Source organism: Prochlorococcus sp. MIT 0603 (assembly GCF_000760215.1).
Taxonomy (GTDB): Bacteria; Cyanobacteriota; Cyanobacteriia; order PCC-6307; family Cyanobiaceae; genus Prochlorococcus_E.
The window spans coordinates 20,440-37,567 of sequence record NZ_JNAW01000004.1; the positions used below are offsets into that span (position 1 = coordinate 20,440).

A 17,128-nucleotide genomic window follows, 5' to 3' on the forward strand; every position below is an offset into this window, starting at 1 on the left:
TATGAATAGAACAATTCACAAGAAACGATTGCGAGAATTTGGTTTTCTTTTTGGATTTGGATTACCTATTCTGATTGGATGGATCTTACCTGTACTTTCAGGTCATACATTTCGAATTTGGACTATTTGGGTTGGTATTCCATCTATCCTCATAGGAATCTTTATGCCAAGTGTTCTTCTTTACCCATACAAAGGGTGGATGGCTATTGGACATGGCCTAGGCTTCATTAACAGTCACCTAATTCTTGGGTTAATATTTCTTGTTGTTTTGCAACCCATTGCTTACGTAATGAGAGCTTTAGGATACGATCCATTGAGAAAAAAAAAGAGCAATGTCTCTTCCTATCGTGAAATCAAAAACCATGTTGATATAGATTTAAGACGCATTTTCTAGCTATGGAATCTTTTTTAGAATTAGCCAAAGACATATGGGACTTTCTACGAGTTCGTAAGAAATATTGGCTAGCACCCTTAATTATCACAATTGTGTTAATGGGATCCCTAATTATCTTTACTCAAGGTTCCGTAGTGGCTCCATTTATTTATTCTCTATTTTAGAGCGTAAAATGAAAACTAAAAACATAATTATTCCATCACTACTTAGTCTACTTAGTATTGAAGCAATATCTGCCATCTCTCTTAATACAGGTATCATACAAGACCTATATTCAGAGCTAGGTGTAAACAAGCCAATACATATTTCTCATCAAGGCCTGCATTGGAGAACAGAGAATAGTGAATGGGGGGCATGGCATAAAAACAATTTTGTAGATAGACATGTTAAAAGTTGCTTTGATGTTATATATAATTCTAATAACATTGGTGCTCGTGATATAGAGAACTATGGGCCAAATTTCTCAAGTGATTCTATAATTGCTTTAGGTGATAGTTTCATAGAAGGTCATGGCCTTAACCACCAAGACACATTCACATCTAAATTACAAAAGTATTCCGGAAAAAAAGTATTTAACCTTGGGACTGGTTATCAAACTGGGCCTCTTCAATATTATTTGATTTATAAATATAAAAGCTCTAACTTGCCTCATAAAACAATTGTAATGGGCTTTCTACCCTCAAATGACTTTACAGACAATGATTTTGAAAGTATTTCCAATAGCGGGCAGGGGAAGCTGAATTTATTCAAAAAGAAGCCTAGATATAGGCCCTATTATGATGTTAATAACAAACTAGATTCATACCCTATTATATACCCAAAGGATGCAAAAAAAAGGTCTAATCTTGCAAGATCAGGTTTCCATAATTTTATAGCCTCGCAATCTATAAGACTCAATACTATTCGTCTATATAAGAATCTAAAATTAACCAGTTATGTAAAACGACTAAATAATAAGCCTCGTTATATAGGGCATTCTATTGAGCAGCAAAATGCCGCTATCTTTTATATAAAAAAAACCTATAAACTTGCGAAAAGTAGAGGTGTAGAAAAATTTATTGTGCTCGGTATACCAGACTATTATGCATTCCAAAATAATTATAGAAATAAAGAATCACGCCCTATCGCTAAGTGGGAAAGGGATTTGATTAACTTTTCTAAAAAGAATAAAGATTTTACTTTCATTGACGGCTTCAGAATACTAAAAGAAGATAACAAAGAATATATTCATAAGGAATTCTTCTTATCATGCGATGGTCATTGGTCACCTCTTGGCGCTAAATTATCAGCAGAAATAATTTTAGAATCAATAAAAAACTAATTCAAACTTTACATTAGATTTGGTTATCAACAGGGAAATAAGTAGATTAAAATGCATATATAGTACATCCATTTCTAAAAATATTTTCCTGTTAAAATATAGATATAGCTAGCCTAATTGGATCAAGTATGCATTCATAAATCAAAGAGTTCAAATAATACTTAATCTAAAAGAAAATTAGCTTCTGAGAGCAAGAATGAATATAATGATGTTTAATATGGATATATTATGAATATCGCGTTGATTCCAGCAAGGGGAGGTTCCAAAGGCATTAAGAGGAAGAATTTGCAATGTGTTGGAGGCATTCCTCTGCTTGAAAGGACTATAAAAGCTGCACAATCCTCAAAAAATATTGACAAGGTTTACGTATCATCTGACTGCAATGAAATCCTAGAAAACGCAACTTTAAATGGGGCCATCGCTATCAAGAGGAGTAAAGATCTTTCCAGGGACGATACCAGTACAGATCCAGTATTAATACATGCACTTGAGAATATAGAAACAAAAGAGGGCAGAGTTAATTTGTTCTTGCTGCTTCAATGCACATCTCCTTTTACTACTGCAGATGAAATTGATCATGTAGTAAATATTTTTAAAATCAATCGTAAAGAGCATGATGCAGCATTTGCTGCACATCTGAGTCATTCATTTATATGGAAATACGATGAAAAGAACAAAAAGAGCAGTGGATTAAATCATGCATCTGATAAACCTAGAAAAAGAAGGCAAGATATTAATAGCAAAATATTTAAAGAACTAGGCTCTGTATATGTTATAGAAAGAGATGCTCTAATAAATTCCAAATCAAGATTTGGGACAAATCCTTTGCCTGTCAATGTGGAAACTCTTAATCAATATCTAGAAATAGATGAATATAAAGATTTAGATATTGCTAATACAATTGCTAAAAACCAATACAAAGAAAATATTGGTAATTTATTAAGTTGCAAAATCAAAAAAATTAAAGCTGTTGTAATGGACTTTGATGGTGTATTTACAAATAATATGGTAACTACTGATTGCAATGGGAAAGAAACAGTTTATTGCAGTAAATATGACAGTCTCGGAATAAGCTTAATAAGGAATTTAGGGATTGAATTATTTGTCATAACATCTGAGTTACATGAATCAATAACCTACAGGCTAAAGAAGTTAAATATAAACTATGTACAATCAATAGAAGAGAAGTCTAAATCTCTAAATAATTTTATGCGCATAAAAGGCTACTCCAGGGAAGATATACTTTACATAGGAAATGACAGCAATGATATTTCAGTAAAATCACTAACTTCTATATTCGTTTGTCCTAATGACAGCCATAAAAATGTGCTAGAAATTGCTGATTTAATAACAAAGAACTCAGGAGGTAGAGGATGCATAAGAGAAGTTTGCGACTTAATTACTAATCTTAAGGAAAAGCATTGAAAATTATTTAGGAATAGAGCTAAATAATTAGTCTCTATTTAGTTTTTTTGATAAGTCCTAAGCAAAGGTGATAAAGTTAGGTTTATAATAGATTTAATGAATCTCATAAATCGAATGCGATCTGATCCATTTGTCATAGCAGAGATTGGATGCAATCATAAAGGTTCTCTTGAAATTGCTAAAAAGTTAGTGCTTGAAGCAAAGGCAGCTGGTGCCACATGCGCAAAATTCCAAAAAAGAAATGTCAAAGAATCCCTTAGGCCTGAAATATATACAGGTCCTCACCCTAATCCTCACAATAGCTATGGAGATACTTACGGAAAGCATAGAGAATATCTTGAATTAACAGACGGTGAGCATATAGAGTTGAAGGAATATTGCGAACAGAATAGTATTCACTACTCTTGTACTCCATTTGATCTTACCTCGGCCAAATTCCTTGTCTCTTTAAATTTAAAGCACATTAAAGTAGCATCTTTTCATAATAATCATGAGGAATTAATAGACTATTTATGTAAAAACCAAAAAGGCATGATACATATTTCATTGGGAATGATTACAGAGAAAGAGTTAAACTCACTAGAAGGCTTATTAACAAGAAACAACAAGTTTAAAGACACTGTTCTGTACTTATGTACATCCAACTATCCTTGTTCCTTTGAAGACTTACACCTGGAACACATCACTTACCTCCTCAATAGATTTAAAGATAAATGTCATGCCATAGGATTCTCTGGACACCACAACGGTATTGCTGTTGACTTATGTGCTTATACGTTAGGAGCGACCTATTTTGAAAGGCATTTCACTCTTGACAGGACTTGGAAAGGGACTGACCATGCAGCATCATTAGAGCCTGGAGGGCTAAGAAAGTTAATCCGTGACTTAAAAGCAGCACAAAAATCACTTACGAAAAGGCCTAGTGGTGTATTGGAGTCAGAAAGGCATAACCGTAGCTTTCATAAACATATAAACAGTAATATAGATTTTTTATAGCTTGTAATTATTGTTATTAATATAATTCTCTATATTTAGTAAATATAAATGCTTTATATATTGATTATCTTATTGAATTGATTAACTATTATAATTGTACAAAATGGAGAAGATATTAAAAAGCAATAAAAAAGATTTTACCTGAGGGCAAAACAAGAGATGCAATCCATAAACGAATTTTCAATAAGTAAAATAAAATGCTATATTTAAATAATATATGTATCATATTGTTATATGGGAAGTAATCAGAAGGCTCTTTTTATTTACTTGCCTCTTTTTAACGAAATCATTAATCTTGACATACAAACAGCAAAGATATTCGGGATAGAGGACATAATAGTATTATCAAGCCCTACTGCAACAGAGATCAATCCTTATGGGAAAAGGTACATACATGAAATTGGCTTGTCTAAAATTGAATCGATATGCAAAGAAGAGTCTCTTAACCTGATATACCTAGAAACATCTAATATAAAGACAAATGAGAAATCAATAAATTCATACCATGTTTTTGTAGAAAACTTATTCCTTAGTTTATATCGATCCGACAAGTATAACAACCATCCCAAGGTTAGAAAACAAATTAATAACATATCCCTGAGTTGTTCCCAACTGGAAAAGTCATTCAATGAACTGATAATAGCTAGAAAATATCATACTGTTTATTTCTTCAATAACAGATTTCCTACCGCCAAAGCAGTTTCGATTTCTTGTATTTTCAATCATATTAACTTCATTACCTATGATACAGTTGCGAGGGCTCGATTACACTACAGCAAAAATAAAGCAGTACTTTCTTCTGAAAGCCTTAAAGAAAGTATAGAAAATGAATTATCTAAAGTGAGTCATAAAGAATTGGCTGATTTTGCATCTAAATTCATTGAGTATAAGAGGTCAAAGAAATTCATAGCTTATGAACTATTTAATAAAAGGCAAATACGAAGTAAGCTGCCAGAAGCGCTTTCCAAAAATTACATATGCGTCCTAACCAATTCATATGATGAGCAAAAAGTTTGGGCAAAATCAATTGGGATTAATCTTATCGATCCATTAGAAATGATCAGCGATATAATTAATTTATCTAAGGCTAATTCAATACAAGTTGTTGTTAGGATTCATCCAAATCAATCGAAGTCATTTGAAGAGAATTACTTGCTTAATAGATATATTAATAAAAAAGAAAACGTAATTATATTGTCTGGGGATTCTCTATTTGATACATATGCATTAATGCAGAATAGCATCGCAAATATTACATTCGGCAGTTCAACAGGTGTTGAAAGTATTCTATTGGGCAAAAGGTCATATCTAATAGGCAATGCGTTCTATCAAGACACAGTATGCATTCCAAGATTTAATACTGCAGAAGAGTGTATGAAGAAAGTCCTAATTGATAATAAAACCAGTACTAATATGATATCAAGAGAAAAATACAATGCATCTAAATGGTTTGCTTATCTATCAGGTGAATTTGCAGATGACAGGTACAAACTCGTTAATATACTTAAGAACAATCCTTCTACTAGCTTAGGCCATAAGCTCTTAAAACTAATCTGGAGGATAGATAGATTATCAAGCTACCCAATTGAATTCAATTTAAGGAGAGCGTATGTATTATTAAGTGCTCAAATAAACAATATCCTAAGGTGATTTTTTAGTTTTAGAAATCTATAGATGATTTGCATGAAATTAATGATCATTCCCATATATTAAAATAGTATATAAATCTAACAAGCTTAGCTTTAAGTTGAAAAACAAAAAAATTATTTGTCATTTTCAGAAGGAGTAATACGAAGTCTTAATCCAATATAAATTGCAAGCCATCCAATAAAAGGCGTATACAGTTGGAAGTTATTTGCATCATTTAATTCAGGAAACTCCATTAATCTTTTTATTTAAAAATTTGCTGCAGAAATAATTCTCAAGCTAATCTTATCCATTATGAGGGAGATATTGTTCAGTTTCTACTTTATGCAAACGTTTTTTAATTGAATTTGCTTTTTTAAAAAGGCCAATAGCTTCTTTCCTTCCTCTTGCTTGATCAGCTAGAAGCATTATCTCTGCGAACTCTTTTTTAAGCCCTGCTGTAGACATTAATACTCCTGCCTTGTTTGAATGAGTTGGTATTTGCATCTTATTCCTAATTAAACGTCTATTCCTAAAGCAAGACCTTTAGATAGATATAAATTATAAACGATATTTTTTTATGCTCAGTGTTTATAGATACAAAATCTAAGAGCCTTTCAGTGAGCTGTAAAGCAACCTCTAAAGACAGCTCTTAATGAGAAGAGGGGATTTGACTTTTACTTGAAAAGAGAAAAGGACTTATCATGCAAAGCTTTTAAAGGTGGAGTTCCCTTGAATAATATCAACCAATGTTTATTGTTCAACGATTCTTTTAGTCAATCGTAGTTCTTACCTATGGCGAGCATTGAGTCAGTTGATATAACAAACACAAGCTATAAAGTTTTAGATGTCAATCATCGCTAAATCATTAAGGCCACTGGTGCCTCAAAGGCATAGCGCAAAGATGGCAGAATTAGCCCCCGATCTATATAAGGAGCTGCTCAAGTATAAAACTCAAGAGAGTAATTACTTTCGTCAGACAATTGACCTATCTATACATAAGGGGAATAGACATCAGAGCAAAGCTGCTTAAGGGCCTTTAAGAGCCTTATTGCCTAGTTGAAGCTCTAATTCAATTTTTCTATTAACTAATTTTCTTTCGTTTTGGATTATCCTTGCTCCTAGCCAAGCAACTCCCACACCTATTGCTGTTGGGATTCCGATCCTTACAATTTTAGTGATGTTATTCATAGATAGTTATACAGACTTAACTGTTTCTCACTGGCCCCATAGAACGGTACTGCCTGAACCCATTTGAATTAATAAAAAGAAAAATATTTTTGAAAGCAACCAACCTATTCCTAGGCAAAGCACAACTGTTTTAAGTAAGTCCATTTAGCTATCAATCCTTCTTTAATTATGTAAGGTTTGAACTTTTTCGCAGTCGATGTTTTTTTAGCTTTACAAAAACATGGTTTATCTCAAGGCCTTTCGATGAATAAAATGTCTTAGTTAAACGATCGTTTTTTATTTCAATTAATTTTTTGGGTAGAAACTCCACAAAATCATTGCAATGGAAATAGCTATTGCAGTTAAGCCAGCCCATCCCCAAAATTTGTTTTCAGTAAACAAGTTAGTCAACATTGATTTCTCTTGATAACTCGCATCCATTTGGTTTTGATAAGCATCAACTAATGAGAAAAGTAAACGATTCATTTTTCAATTTAATAAAAGCAAATCCCAATTTATAAGAGATTTCTAGTTATTTTATTTGATTGATGCGCATGTTTTGCAATATCGGATCATGCGTCATTGAAAAGTAGATAACTAATTTGTTCATGGAGAAATTTAATCCTAGGAGTTTTTGTATCCTCATATTCCTTAAAAAGCAACGAGAGTTAGTAAGAAATGCGGATTGCTAATTATACAAAAAGCCCTACTTTGATAACAAACTTTAGAGAGCCTAGTATGAATACTATACCTAACAAAGAGAGTCATGAAGAGGGTCGGGATCCTATAGATGCTTACCTAGAATGCACAACATATTGCTCCCTTGGGGACAAAGAGAATGATTGCAGAACAATATGTATGGAAAGGCATCTCAAGGCAAGTTACTTTTAGGAATAAGGAATATCCCAATTAATCAAAAGAGACTCTGGGGAAGCAGCTAAAAGAAGTGCCTTAAGACTTAGGAGAGAGGTATAAGAGTCCAGGACAGGGGTTGCTATAACCAAATAGCATCCATAGCAGCTAAGTGTCTTGTACAAAATTAATAAGAGCGATCGCACTGCGCGCTCAGATCGCCCGACAGTATGCCAATAAGGAAATCGAACATCAACCCTTCACACTAGTTAACAATGTTCGTTATATTTCGTTACATCCATTAATTCCTCCCATGGATCAAGCAAACACCTCAGTCTTAGACATTGCTTTTGGAAGACCCGCAATGATTGGATTCATGCTTCTTCTAGGTACATACCTAGTGACTGGTCAAATCATCCCTGGCACTTTCTAATGCAAAATTCAAAGCCTTCGATCTCACTTGAAACCAGCAAAATTTTAGCTGAAAAGGTCAACGGGCGTGCTGCACTAATTGGCGTAATTGCCCTTTTAGGTGCTTACACCACTACAGGTCAAATTATTCCTGGATATCTCTAAGCAATTACTTCTCATTTTTCAATCACTTTTATTTTCTCATGACTCCTGAAGCAGAAAAATTTAATGGCTGGGCAGCAATGCTTGGCTTCGTTGCCGCATTTGGTGCTTACGCCACAACAGGTCAAATCATTCCTGGCATTTTTTAAGCCATGGAATGTAATCCTTTTAAGCCTTTACAGCAATTTGTTCAGGCTGCTTACAAAAAATCTCAAATACATAGTCGTTTGAGAACCTTCAAATGGGCATAAACAAGTTCTTTATTAGCTTAATTGCCCTTTTAGGTGCTTACACCACTACAAGTCAAATTAACCCTGGGATTTTTTAAACATCACTTTTCCAATGAATTCCTCTCCTTACGTCACTACTGAATCAGGTAATCGTCAAAATGCTTTTCCTGTTGAAGCTCAGCCAGAGCTAATAGAAAACTATTCAGGCTATATACAGGAAGCTGAAAAAGCCAATGGTCGCTGGGCAATGATTGGATTCATAGCCTTATTAGGCTCATACATTTCAACAGGTCAAGCGATTCCTGGAATTTTCTAACAATAACTAGCATTCCAACTTAGCTAAGTATGCAACACTCGCTTAGCCATGATTATTTTTTGAGTTAAGTAGAATTTGCTGATTTTATCCAGATCATTTAGAATGTTTAATAGTGATATCTACCAATTATAGTCGAATCAAAAAGCAATAGGTATAAGCTCTCTTGAGTCAATAAACAAGTCCTCCTATAAAGCTATCACTAAGCAAGGAGGGCTATGCAGTTAGTATCACCTTTCACCATCCTTAACTGTGCGACAAGCGACCTCTGGAGAATGCATGATTTTAACTACCGTTTGCCCATACCTGAACAAACTAAATGTATTGACTGGAAAAACGAATGCCTGAGGAATCCAAGCAAAGCCAATTGCAAAATATATGAAGTGTAAACAAGATTCTTGATAGATATCTGCAGGTGCAGGATCAGCATACAGAACCTCGCCATACTTCCTCATAAAAGCAACTAATCACAGGTATACCTATTTATATCAGGGGCAAAGTGTTCGTTGGTTTACTATTTTGTGAGTTTTCCTTTTTCAAACTTTTTATATGCTAAATAAAGAAAGATAATAAATATAAGAGCAAACGCATATTGATTAATAAAGGTAAATACTAAATAAGCAGCTAGTGGCATCAGGAGTAGTCTTTTAGCCGAAAGCCTTTCTTGATGAGTTAAACTATCCCATTCTAAATATCTTTTCCATTGAAATACTCGTTTCATAGATCTGTCTTTGTAGTTTCTTTTTTTGCCAAAGGTCTTAAGTAATTCTTTAATGGCATCTATTGGGTTCATCTATGAAAACTTCAAATATTTATATAGAGAATATAAGCAAAAGTATATGCGATGACCATTCTAGATAATGTCGACCAAATCATTTTTATTTACCCATAGCTCTTCTAAGTTTTGTAGATTCATCCATTCCTTCCATAATTGTAAAAGTTCCGTTTTCAGTAGCAGCATTTCTAAGCTTTGAAAGTTCTTGATAAGCAGGAGATTCATAAGCCTCAACTGCTGCTCGCATAGATGAGAATTCGCAAATAATCGCTAGGTTTGCACCTTTTGTCCTTTCTTTCCCTTGTGGCTCAGTATCTTTGGCAAAGACTTCGCCACCAACTTCTTTAAGCCAAGGACCTACCTTGTCAACATAGTCTGCAAACAACTCTTGATTGATAACTGTTGAAGTTGAAATCCAATAGCCCTTAGCACCTTTCTTATCCATTAAAAAGTCAAGGAAAGTAATTATTTTCAGCTTAGAGCATTACCAATCTGAAAAAGAAAAATCCACCTTCAATATGACTCTCGTGAAAATCTCATGATTTATCCTCTGTTTCATAGATACTAAAATATATCAGCAAAAGAATGTCTACTAGTGATAAATCGTTCTCCTAATGGTTTTAATTTAGTCGTCCCCTGTCAAAGAGATTGACGGAAGTAACCTATCTACCTCCATTGCAGAAATGAACCGCCTGAGAAGAACTTTTACCATTTTCTTTTACTTCTTCAACACACTCGGTAAACAGCTTCGATTCCTGCTTAACAGAACAGAAACTTAAAGCAATAGTTGCAAGAGCCAGAGCAGAAATAATACCAGTACCTAATTGGATTACACCGTAAGCAAGCATTACACCTTTCTTGCTACCGCATTTTTCCTTTTCGATTTTGTTCTCTTTAGTCATTGATGTTTTACAGGCTAATATGAATCATATAAATAGATATAGCTCTTCGTGAGCCAGCAAAAGGAGCGAAAACCGTATGTCATTAAAAAAGAGCCCTGAAACTAGGGCTCTTTACACAATAGAGAATTGACTAACTCAACTTTGATACTGCTTACCACGATAGGTAAGGAGAACATGCTTCTTCAAACCTACTTCTTTGTTTTGTGAGTAGATTTTTCCTCTATAAATAAGGGACATTGAAATTTTCCGTGTTAGCTCAAGTCCCCGTTCCATGGCTTGAGTCGAACTGCGGCTCGCAAACAAAGCGAGTTGAACGTTTTGTGTAGCGATAACTACATAAAAAGTTTAACAGTCAGGCGTGTTAAGCGTTGTTCATCTTGATACAAATAGATTGATCTATTCAATCTTTAGTGGGGCAAAAAAACAATGTTACCCCTGACAAAGTCGTTGGAATAATACAGGATGGTTTTCATAATATTGAAATCGCAAATAAAAACAGCAGTGCGTTTTGCTTTATAGAAGAGTTCGATACAAGAAAGCAACTTGTTGAACCTTGCTTGAAGAAGCCGTTTCATTAGGTTTATATATCACAAAGTAGTATCTCTAAGAAGTAAGAAATTCTTTCGAACAATAATCGCAGCCTTTCAAAGTCATCTATTGAGCGAAAAATTATTTATTCTCTATCTGGTTAAGGAATTTCCTGCTTCTTTCATGTTTTGCATTAGAGAAAAAAACATTTGGGGTAGATGTTTCTATCACCTTACCTGAATCCATAAAAAGGACTTGATCAGCAACTTCTTTTGCAAATGCAACTTCATGCGTGACAACAACCATTGTCATCCCCTGTTTTGCAAGGTTCCGCATCACATCTAAAACCTCATTCACACGCTCGGGATCCAATGCGCTGGTAGGCTCATCAAACAAAAGCAATTCAGGTTTTAAGGCTAAAGCTCTTGCTATTGCAACTCGTTGCTGCTCACCCCCACTGAGTTGACTTGGATATTTACTTGCGTGTGTAGATATTCCCATTTGATTCAAAAGATACATAGCATGCTCTTCAGCTTCAATCTTTGGCCGTTTCTGAACTTGAACTGGGGCAAGAGTTATATTTTCCAAGATTGACAGATGAGGAAATAAGTTAAATTGTTGAAAAACCATTCCCACTCTCTTCCTAATCTGACGGATTTTTCGCTCGTCATATTTTGGGTTTATACGAATCCCTAAAACATTTAGTTCGCCTGTATTAAAAGATTCAAGACCATTAAACGTACGAATTAGAGTACTCTTGCCTGAACCGGAAGGACCCATTACTACAAGTACTTTCCCTTGATCAACACGAAGAGAAATATTATCCAGTGCATATATCCCTTTTGTATATGATTTGGAAAGATTTTTAACCCTAACGATAGGTTCCATAATTAATCATAGATTCCCCTTGTCAAGAGTCATTCTATGCTCAAGATGTCTACCAATAATAGCCATAAATGTACAAAACAACCAATAAACACTCGCCAACCAAATATAGACTTCAATATATTGACCAATAAACTCAGGGTTTGCTAATAAGCCTCTACCAACACCTAGCAATTCTACTAATCCTAAAATTGCCATTAAAGACGTGTTTTGAAAAAGGCCAATAGCTTGATTCGTCAGGGCTGGCAAGGCAATTCTTAGAGCCTGAGGAATTAATACAAAATGGGTAATTTGAAATTGGTTTAAACCAAGAGTCTCTGCTGCTTCTATTTGTGTATCTGGGATAGCCTGCAGTCCGCCGCGTATATCTTCAGCTATATATGCAGAGACAAATAAAGTAAAGGCAAAAATTGCCCTCCAAACACGATCCACTTGTATTCCTATAGGAAGAAATAATGGGATAAGCAGTTGACCAAAAAAAAGCACTGCAATCAAGGGGACTGCTCTCATCGAATCTATATATATCGAACTTAAACTGTTGACCAATGGCAATTTACTTTGTCTGCAAAGAGCTAAGAATATCCCCAAGGGCAATGAAAAGAACAAACTACATTCTGTCAAAAGAATAGTTAGAGAAAGCCCACCCCAATTACTACTCATGACAGATGACAAGCCAAATCCACCTGAAAGCAAATAAATCCCTAGTGGGATAGTACTTACCCATGCCAGAGGCAAGCCCTTACGAAACCATCCCCAATTAGGTCCAATTAGTGTAAAAACGCTAAGAATCAGAAGACTAAAAATCCAAATAGCTGGCCGCCACCTTTGATTAGGCGGAAAACTACCGAAAGCATATAAAGGAAGGTTTTGAGTTACAACTTTCCAATTCGCAGTAAATATCAGCCACTTCAAAGTAAATATAAAACATAAGCCAATAATCAAAAGAATAATGGAAGTTAGCAGCCAATTGATAAGATCAGGCATATAAACTCTTTTGCTATTGTAAAGCAATCGAACAATCAGATTATTTAATTTATTTAACATAAGTAAACTATATTTTTTTAGAATTCATAGCAATTTTATTAACCACTTCCATCCCATTACTAATTAATAAGTTTAAGACCAAGAAACTAACTAATAATATGACAAAGCTTTCTATAGCTCTACCAGTTTGATTTATAACTGTATCATTAATAGCATAAATATCTGAATATCCAACTGCGATTGCCAAAGTACTATTTTTAGCAAGGTTAAGATATTGACTTGTTAGACCTGGAATAATTGCGGGGAGTGATTGGGGTATTATTATTCTATAAAGTCCAATACTTTCAGACAATCCCAGGCTCCTAAAGGCCTCCCATTGCCCTCTTGGGACTGAAAGGATCCCGCCACGAACCACTTCAGCAATATAAGCTCCAGTAAAGACACTTAATCCAAATAATAATGCTGAAAACTCTGAAGACAGATGAAGCCCCAATAATTCTATGCCTTGATTAGAAACAATCAGGAAACCTTTTATAGGCGCAAAAATATTATCTTTTAGCCCTAAAAAGGCCACAAAGTACCAGAACATAAGCTGAAGTAAAAGCGGCGTTTGTCTAACTATCGTGATATACCATGCCGCAACCATCACCAGTAATGAATTACTACCAATCCTAGATAAGCCTATAAATACTCCAATAAAAGTAGCGAAGAATAATGAGCTAAAAATCACTTTAAGACTGTTTAGCCAACCCATAAATAAAGCCCATGCATAACTATCTGAAGCCGAATACGGCAAAGGGTGTTCAGCTAATGCAAAGCTTGCTGGTCTGAATAACCAAGAGAAACTAAATTCGAGTCCAGATCTTGCAAGATTTATAGTTAAGTTATTGATTAATAGTACGCATAAGAAAATCACACATGCTAATACCACGCATTGAATATAAATATTCTTGCTTGCATTCATTACGGATAAAGTCGAAATCTATTTATTTGGTTAATTAAATGGAGGTGATATATGAACACCTCCATTGCTATATAAGTGATTCAATCCTCTTGGAATTGGGACTTCACTACTTGGGCCAAGATGTCTATTATAAATTTCGCCGTAATTACCAGTTGAGCCAATGACCTTAACAACAAAGTCATTACTAAGGCCGACTTTCTCACCAAGATCTCCTTCTATACCCAAAAATCTTCTTAACGGTTTCAGCTGAGGATTATCTCTTGCTATTTGCACTTTTTCATCAATATTGGTTTTTGTTATCCCTTGTTCTTCAGCAGAGATAAGAGCAAAAATGACCCATCGCATTGCATCTGCAAGCTGATAATCCCTACCATCAGAAGCTGGCGACAATGGTTCTTTACTAAGAACATCATCAAGGATGATGTGATCATCTGGATTCTTAAAGCCGGACCTGGCTGCAGCTAATTGAGAGCGGTCAGAGGTCATAGCTGAGCAACGACCCTGCAAATAGCCAGCAACTACCTGATTAAGGTCTTGATACTTAATTGGTGTATAAGGGAATGATTTGGATTCAAAAGCATCGTTAATATTTTGCTCAGTTGTTGTTCCTGAGCCCACACAAATTGATTTACCGCTAAGTCCCTTAATGCTTTTAATTCGACTTCTTCGTTTTACCATCAAGCCCTGTCCATCATGAAAAACAACTGGTGCGAAAGCAAGTCCATTCCCTCCTGAAGAGTCTCTGCTAAGAGTAAAAGTTGTATTTCTCGACAACAAGTCAATTTCACCAGTCTTTATGGCTGTAAATCTTTCTGCTGCTGTTAAAGGTCTGTATTGCACCTTTGTTGCATCACCTAAAAAAGCTGCAGCAAATGACTTGCAAATATCAACATCTAAGCCTTTATAACTTCCATCGCTCCCCAAAAAACTAAATCCAGGTATTTTTCCGCTTACGCCACATTTCAACTCATTGCGCTTTTTAATCAAATCAAGTCTGGAGATATTTTCTTGATTTCTTGTTGCACAGCCTGCTAATAGCATAGAAAAGGCAACTATTCCTGAAATGACGCGATACATGTTTCCTATGAATCATTAACTAAATCTTCGTCAAATTTTGCTCTTATGTAAACAAGAAATTCAAATCCAGAGCTTCCTCTTAATTGAATGAATTTATTTTTAGGCTTAATTTTTCCAGTAATAACATTCCTTGTGATTAGATCTTTATCAAGCTTCGTTCTTTGGTTTTAAATACAAAGGTTAGTCAAATCGCATAGTCAATAATTCCTTCTATGGTCTATGAGGATTAAAACAGCAATCGTGCCAATAGGTCTCAGGTTATAAGGAAATACAATTGTAAATTAATCTAAGCCACAAAATCCTTCAAAACAAATGTTCGTCTTAAAAGTTTCGTACAAGAAGGTTTAAGGAGTCCACTTGATCTAAGCACTGGTCTTCTTGGTGGTAATGAACCTACATTCCCTGTAGCTAAAGGGAAAATGCTTACTATGAATAAAAAAATCACTCTCATATGGTTATTAAAGAGAGTAACGCCATTAAAATAAGTATTAAATATAACCACACTGATTATTTAGAGAGGTTTCGACAATCAGAAAATCAAGGTAAAAAGTCTTGCTTAATTCTTTAAAGGTATTGGCATCATCTTTCCGCCACCTTGATCATCATCATCTTCAACGGAAAAGAATATGACAGCCATTCCTAAAAACGCCATGAATACTGAATAAGAAATAACTGCAAATTCACTCATTTGTTTTTTAACTTTTTAAAGAAACTATCAGGGCAAGAGAAAACTGAAGTAGCTAATTTTACTAACCAAGAATCTTCTAAACAAAAGGTTGCTTTACTACTATTATTTTTTACATCGAAGACTGCTTTCCTTTCTCCTCTAGTTGCTCTGTTTTCGCTTGGCTTAGTTTTCCTTGAAATCTGGGCAATCATCTCCGACGCCTCAACCCCAAGCGAAAACAGGAGTAGTGGTAATTGAAAGAGCAAATACTAAAGTAAAGATTTTTGTCACTGTGTATTTAAATTTCAGAAAGCATAAAAGGTTTTTAAATAGATCGCCAAACAATTTTATCTATAATTATTAGATAGGTTGTACGACTTATTTAGCAAGGTTTAGAAGTGCTTACTAACCTCACCATAATCAAGAAATATTTGTTTTATTGCCAGGTAGCATTTATGAATGCCGTTATAAAGTAATCGAGCTAGAACATAATTCTATGGTTGCTTAATTTTATGGTTAGTTTTTTTTCTGTTGCACTTAGCTTGAACCCAGTTGAGATAGGCGTCATTTTAATTGCTGGGCTAGGTTTTCTATTAATGTTTGGATACAGCTCTGCTAAAGGTGGTTATCAAGATCTAATTAAAACCACATTAGACAATGATGAAGCCAGAAGAAAAAAGAACTTGCCAAAAGGTCGTTAATCCTGGGATCTAAAGTAAAAGTACCCAATTAAAATCTAAATCCACTCAAACAAATCATCTTGATTTCACACGATTATCTAGTTGAAATCTTTAATTAATATTTGTAATTAGCTCATTTGAAAAACAACCGAGAAGTTATTGGCAGGCATAACTATAACCTCGCGTTTTTCAAATCTGTTTCTCATTCCTATTTCACTAACCTCGTTCAAATCACGCACACCCCAAGATGAATTTTGAGCCTTCAATGCATTATCAAATCTCGAGTTGCTTTCACTAATGTGCTCCCCATTAATTTTAAAAGGTCCATAAAGGATTAACGACTGTCCCTTTTTCAAGAGAATTCCTGCTTCTTCAAAAAGAGCTTCTGTAGATGACCATGGAGATATGTGGATCATGTTTATGCACACGATGAGTTTAATAGAAGATTGTAATTCAACAGTTACGGGCCAAGGTCTTCTCTCAACATCTAGGTCTATAGGCTGAGGCATCTTATGTGATAACCCTTGGTGATTAATCCAGGCACTAATACTTTTCCTATGAGAGGGTTCTGGATCACTGGTTTGCCAGCAAATATTAGGAAACCTTTCTTGAAATATCACTCCATGCTCCCCACTCCCACTTGCAATTTCTAGAACAGATCCGCTTTGAGTGAGAAACTTAGAAAGAACCTCAGCTATGGAATCTCTATTTCGTTGGGTTGCTGGAAAAAGAAGTCTTTCATCCATGTTGACACGCCAATCTCAAA

26 protein-coding genes are annotated in these 17,128 nt (G+C 34.7%); 12 read left to right on the forward strand and 14 right to left on the reverse strand.

Features of this window, described 5'->3' with window-relative positions:
• Position 1: 1 nt before the first annotated feature.
• The 6 genes from EV07_RS07075 (at position 2) to EV07_RS07095 (ending at position 5,786) form a co-directional block, all read left to right on the forward strand.
• The gene (locus EV07_RS07075; protein WP_036918911.1) at positions 2-394 is read left to right on the forward strand and encodes an SxtJ family membrane protein; all 393 of its coding nucleotides are present in this window, start codon (positions 2-4) and stop codon (positions 392-394) included.
• Between the two features lie 2 nt (positions 395-396).
• Positions 397-558: a DUF5989 family protein gene (locus EV07_RS10075; protein WP_241434026.1), complete on the forward strand. Its 162-nt coding sequence runs from the start codon at positions 397-399 to the stop codon at positions 556-558.
• A gap of 8 nt (positions 559-566) precedes the next feature.
• The gene (locus tag EV07_RS07080) at positions 567-1,715 is read left to right on the forward strand and encodes a hypothetical protein (protein WP_036918913.1); all 1,149 of its coding nucleotides are present in this window, start codon (positions 567-569) and stop codon (positions 1,713-1,715) included.
• A gap of 228 nt (positions 1,716-1,943) precedes the next feature.
• Positions 1,944-3,140: an acylneuraminate cytidylyltransferase gene (locus EV07_RS07085; RefSeq protein ID WP_036918915.1), complete on the forward strand. Its 1,197-nt coding sequence runs from the start codon at positions 1,944-1,946 to the stop codon at positions 3,138-3,140.
• Between the two features lie 96 nt (positions 3,141-3,236).
• Positions 3,237-4,136 (forward strand): N-acetylneuraminate synthase family protein, encoded by a 900-nt coding sequence (locus EV07_RS07090; RefSeq protein WP_036918918.1) that lies wholly within the window; start codon positions 3,237-3,239, stop codon positions 4,134-4,136.
• Between the two features lie 267 nt (positions 4,137-4,403).
• Positions 4,404-5,786 carry a hypothetical protein gene (locus EV07_RS07095; RefSeq protein WP_152557635.1) on the forward strand — a complete coding sequence of 461 codons (1,383 nt, stop codon included), beginning with the start codon at positions 4,404-4,406 and terminating at the stop codon, positions 5,784-5,786.
• 282 nt (positions 5,787-6,068) lie between these two features.
• Here EV07_RS07095 and EV07_RS07100 read toward each other — a convergent pair whose 3' ends face one another.
• The 3 genes from EV07_RS07100 to EV07_RS07110 all read right to left on the reverse strand — a co-directional run bounded on the left by EV07_RS07100 (position 6,069) and on the right by EV07_RS07110 (position 7,418).
• Positions 6,069-6,269, reverse strand: a complete 201-nt coding sequence (locus tag EV07_RS07100) for a hypothetical protein (RefSeq protein WP_036918922.1) — start codon at positions 6,267-6,269, stop codon at positions 6,069-6,071.
• Between the two features lie 522 nt (positions 6,270-6,791).
• On the reverse strand, positions 6,792-6,953 hold the full coding sequence (locus EV07_RS09920) for a hypothetical protein (protein WP_193742745.1): 162 nt from the start codon (positions 6,951-6,953) through the stop codon (positions 6,792-6,794).
• A 285-nt stretch (positions 6,954-7,238) separates the two neighbouring features.
• Positions 7,239-7,418: a hypothetical protein gene (locus EV07_RS07110; RefSeq protein ID WP_036918927.1), complete on the reverse strand. Its 180-nt coding sequence runs from the start codon at positions 7,416-7,418 to the stop codon at positions 7,239-7,241.
• Between the two features lie 538 nt (positions 7,419-7,956).
• Here EV07_RS07110 and EV07_RS10205 point away from each other — a divergent pair.
• From EV07_RS10205 to EV07_RS07135, 4 genes are all read left to right on the forward strand, one after another.
• Positions 7,957-8,217 carry a hypothetical protein gene (locus tag EV07_RS10205; protein ID WP_413677113.1) on the forward strand — a complete coding sequence of 87 codons (261 nt, stop codon included), beginning with the start codon at positions 7,957-7,959 and terminating at the stop codon, positions 8,215-8,217.
• The gene (locus EV07_RS07125) at positions 8,217-8,360 is read left to right on the forward strand and encodes a high light inducible protein (RefSeq protein WP_036918932.1); all 144 of its coding nucleotides are present in this window, start codon (positions 8,217-8,219) and stop codon (positions 8,358-8,360) included. The genes EV07_RS10205 and EV07_RS07125 overlap by 1 nt, the downstream gene beginning before the upstream one ends.
• 38 nt (positions 8,361-8,398) lie before the next feature.
• Complete coding sequence (locus EV07_RS07130) at positions 8,399-8,506, forward strand: high light inducible protein (protein ID WP_011125327.1); 108 nt, start codon at positions 8,399-8,401, stop codon at positions 8,504-8,506.
• A 193-nt stretch (positions 8,507-8,699) separates the two neighbouring features.
• Positions 8,700-8,903, forward strand: coding sequence for a high light inducible protein (locus tag EV07_RS07135; protein ID WP_036918936.1), 204 nt, complete (start codon positions 8,700-8,702; stop codon positions 8,901-8,903).
• 227 nt (positions 8,904-9,130) lie between these two features.
• Here EV07_RS07135 and EV07_RS10040 read toward each other — a convergent pair whose 3' ends face one another.
• The 4 genes from EV07_RS10040 to EV07_RS07155 all read right to left on the reverse strand — a co-directional run bounded on the left by EV07_RS10040 (position 9,131) and on the right by EV07_RS07155 (position 10,577).
• A complete protein-coding gene (locus tag EV07_RS10040) occupies positions 9,131-9,355 on the reverse strand; it encodes a hypothetical protein (RefSeq protein ID WP_036918939.1) in 225 nt (74 codons plus the stop codon).
• Positions 9,356-9,414: 59 nt separating this feature from the next.
• Entirely contained in the window at positions 9,415-9,693 is a 279-nt protein-coding gene (locus tag EV07_RS07145; protein ID WP_036918941.1) for a hypothetical protein, read from the reverse strand.
• Between the two features lie 85 nt (positions 9,694-9,778).
• Positions 9,779-10,120, reverse strand: a complete 342-nt coding sequence (locus EV07_RS07150) for a DUF1330 domain-containing protein (protein ID WP_036918942.1) — start codon at positions 10,118-10,120, stop codon at positions 9,779-9,781.
• Positions 10,121-10,337: 217 nt separating this feature from the next.
• Entirely contained in the window at positions 10,338-10,577 is a 240-nt protein-coding gene (locus tag EV07_RS07155; RefSeq protein ID WP_036918943.1) for a hypothetical protein, read from the reverse strand.
• A 410-nt stretch (positions 10,578-10,987) separates the two neighbouring features.
• On the opposite strand from EV07_RS07155, the gene EV07_RS09925 reads away from it, so the two are divergent.
• The gene (locus EV07_RS09925) at positions 10,988-11,155 is read left to right on the forward strand and encodes a hypothetical protein (protein ID WP_193742768.1); all 168 of its coding nucleotides are present in this window, start codon (positions 10,988-10,990) and stop codon (positions 11,153-11,155) included.
• 91 nt (positions 11,156-11,246) lie between these two features.
• Here EV07_RS09925 and EV07_RS07160 read toward each other — a convergent pair whose 3' ends face one another.
• The 6 genes from EV07_RS07160 to EV07_RS07180 all read right to left on the reverse strand — a co-directional run bounded on the left by EV07_RS07160 (position 11,247) and on the right by EV07_RS07180 (position 15,894).
• Positions 11,247-11,993, reverse strand: coding sequence for an amino acid ABC transporter ATP-binding protein (locus tag EV07_RS07160; RefSeq protein WP_036918944.1), 747 nt, complete (start codon positions 11,991-11,993; stop codon positions 11,247-11,249).
• Between the two features lie 6 nt (positions 11,994-11,999).
• A complete protein-coding gene (locus EV07_RS07165; protein WP_241434027.1) occupies positions 12,000-12,974 on the reverse strand; it encodes an amino acid ABC transporter permease in 975 nt (324 codons plus the stop codon).
• Positions 12,975-13,041: 67 nt separating this feature from the next.
• The gene (locus EV07_RS07170) at positions 13,042-13,938 is read right to left on the reverse strand and encodes an ABC transporter permease subunit (protein ID WP_036918947.1); all 897 of its coding nucleotides are present in this window, start codon (positions 13,936-13,938) and stop codon (positions 13,042-13,044) included.
• Positions 13,939-13,968: 30 nt separating this feature from the next.
• Positions 13,969-15,015: an amino acid ABC transporter substrate-binding protein gene (locus EV07_RS07175; RefSeq protein ID WP_036918950.1), complete on the reverse strand. Its 1,047-nt coding sequence runs from the start codon at positions 15,013-15,015 to the stop codon at positions 13,969-13,971.
• 556 nt (positions 15,016-15,571) lie between these two features.
• On the reverse strand, positions 15,572-15,703 hold the full coding sequence (locus EV07_RS10135) for a hypothetical protein (RefSeq protein ID WP_152557634.1): 132 nt from the start codon (positions 15,701-15,703) through the stop codon (positions 15,572-15,574).
• Positions 15,700-15,894 carry a hypothetical protein gene (locus EV07_RS07180; protein ID WP_036918953.1) on the reverse strand — a complete coding sequence of 65 codons (195 nt, stop codon included), beginning with the start codon at positions 15,892-15,894 and terminating at the stop codon, positions 15,700-15,702. The genes EV07_RS10135 and EV07_RS07180 overlap by 4 nt, the downstream gene beginning before the upstream one ends.
• 300 nt (positions 15,895-16,194) lie before the next feature.
• Here EV07_RS07180 and EV07_RS07185 point away from each other — a divergent pair, with 300 nt between their 5' ends.
• Complete coding sequence (locus tag EV07_RS07185; protein WP_036918957.1) at positions 16,195-16,383, forward strand: hypothetical protein; 189 nt, start codon at positions 16,195-16,197, stop codon at positions 16,381-16,383.
• 107 nt (positions 16,384-16,490) lie between these two features.
• On the opposite strand, the gene EV07_RS07190 is transcribed toward EV07_RS07185, so the two are convergent.
• The gene (locus tag EV07_RS07190) at positions 16,491-17,108 is read right to left on the reverse strand and encodes a DUF938 domain-containing protein (RefSeq protein ID WP_036918959.1); all 618 of its coding nucleotides are present in this window, start codon (positions 17,106-17,108) and stop codon (positions 16,491-16,493) included.
• Positions 17,109-17,128 lie beyond the last annotated feature (20 nt).

Bases quoted from the DNA above. Each gene is read 5' to 3' on its own strand.
- EV07_RS07075 (WP_036918911.1), top strand. From the start codon at position 2: ATGAATAGAACAATTCACAAGAAACGATTGCGAGAATTTGGTTTTCTT.
- EV07_RS10075 (WP_241434026.1), top strand. From the start codon at position 397: ATGGAATCTTTTTTAGAATTAGCCAAAGACATATGGGACTTTCTACGA.
- EV07_RS07080 (WP_036918913.1), top strand. From the start codon at position 567: ATGAAAACTAAAAACATAATTATTCCATCACTACTTAGTCTACTTAGT.
- EV07_RS07085 (WP_036918915.1), top strand. From the start codon at position 1,944: ATGAATATCGCGTTGATTCCAGCAAGGGGAGGTTCCAAAGGCATTAAG.
- EV07_RS07090 (WP_036918918.1), top strand. From the start codon at position 3,237: ATGAATCTCATAAATCGAATGCGATCTGATCCATTTGTCATAGCAGAG.
- EV07_RS07100 (WP_036918922.1), bottom strand. From the start codon at position 6,269: ATGCAAATACCAACTCATTCAAACAAGGCAGGAGTATTAATGTCTACA.
- EV07_RS09920 (WP_193742745.1), bottom strand. From the start codon at position 6,953: ATGAATAACATCACTAAAATTGTAAGGATCGGAATCCCAACAGCAATA.
- EV07_RS07110 (WP_036918927.1), bottom strand. From the start codon at position 7,418: ATGAATCGTTTACTTTTCTCATTAGTTGATGCTTATCAAAACCAAATG.
- EV07_RS07125 (WP_036918932.1), top strand. From the start codon at position 8,217: ATGCAAAATTCAAAGCCTTCGATCTCACTTGAAACCAGCAAAATTTTA.
- EV07_RS07130 (WP_011125327.1), top strand. From the start codon at position 8,399: ATGACTCCTGAAGCAGAAAAATTTAATGGCTGGGCAGCAATGCTTGGC.
- EV07_RS07135 (WP_036918936.1), top strand. From the start codon at position 8,700: ATGAATTCCTCTCCTTACGTCACTACTGAATCAGGTAATCGTCAAAAT.
- EV07_RS10040 (WP_036918939.1), bottom strand. From the start codon at position 9,355: ATGAGGAAGTATGGCGAGGTTCTGTATGCTGATCCTGCACCTGCAGAT.
- EV07_RS07145 (WP_036918941.1), bottom strand. From the start codon at position 9,693: ATGAACCCAATAGATGCCATTAAAGAATTACTTAAGACCTTTGGCAAA.
- EV07_RS07150 (WP_036918942.1), bottom strand. From the start codon at position 10,120: ATGGATAAGAAAGGTGCTAAGGGCTATTGGATTTCAACTTCAACAGTT.
- EV07_RS07155 (WP_036918943.1), bottom strand. From the start codon at position 10,577: ATGACTAAAGAGAACAAAATCGAAAAGGAAAAATGCGGTAGCAAGAAA.
- EV07_RS07160 (WP_036918944.1), bottom strand. From the start codon at position 11,993: ATGGAACCTATCGTTAGGGTTAAAAATCTTTCCAAATCATATACAAAA.
- EV07_RS07165 (WP_241434027.1), bottom strand. From the start codon at position 12,974: ATGCCTGATCTTATCAATTGGCTGCTAACTTCCATTATTCTTTTGATT.
- EV07_RS07170 (WP_036918947.1), bottom strand. From the start codon at position 13,938: ATGAATGCAAGCAAGAATATTTATATTCAATGCGTGGTATTAGCATGT.
- EV07_RS07175 (WP_036918950.1), bottom strand. From the start codon at position 15,015: ATGTATCGCGTCATTTCAGGAATAGTTGCCTTTTCTATGCTATTAGCA.
- EV07_RS10135 (WP_152557634.1), bottom strand. From the start codon at position 15,703: ATGAGTGAATTTGCAGTTATTTCTTATTCAGTATTCATGGCGTTTTTA.
- EV07_RS07180 (WP_036918953.1), bottom strand. From the start codon at position 15,894: ATGATTGCCCAGATTTCAAGGAAAACTAAGCCAAGCGAAAACAGAGCA.
- EV07_RS07185 (WP_036918957.1), top strand. From the start codon at position 16,195: ATGGTTAGTTTTTTTTCTGTTGCACTTAGCTTGAACCCAGTTGAGATA.
- EV07_RS07190 (WP_036918959.1), bottom strand. From the start codon at position 17,108: ATGGATGAAAGACTTCTTTTTCCAGCAACCCAACGAAATAGAGATTCC.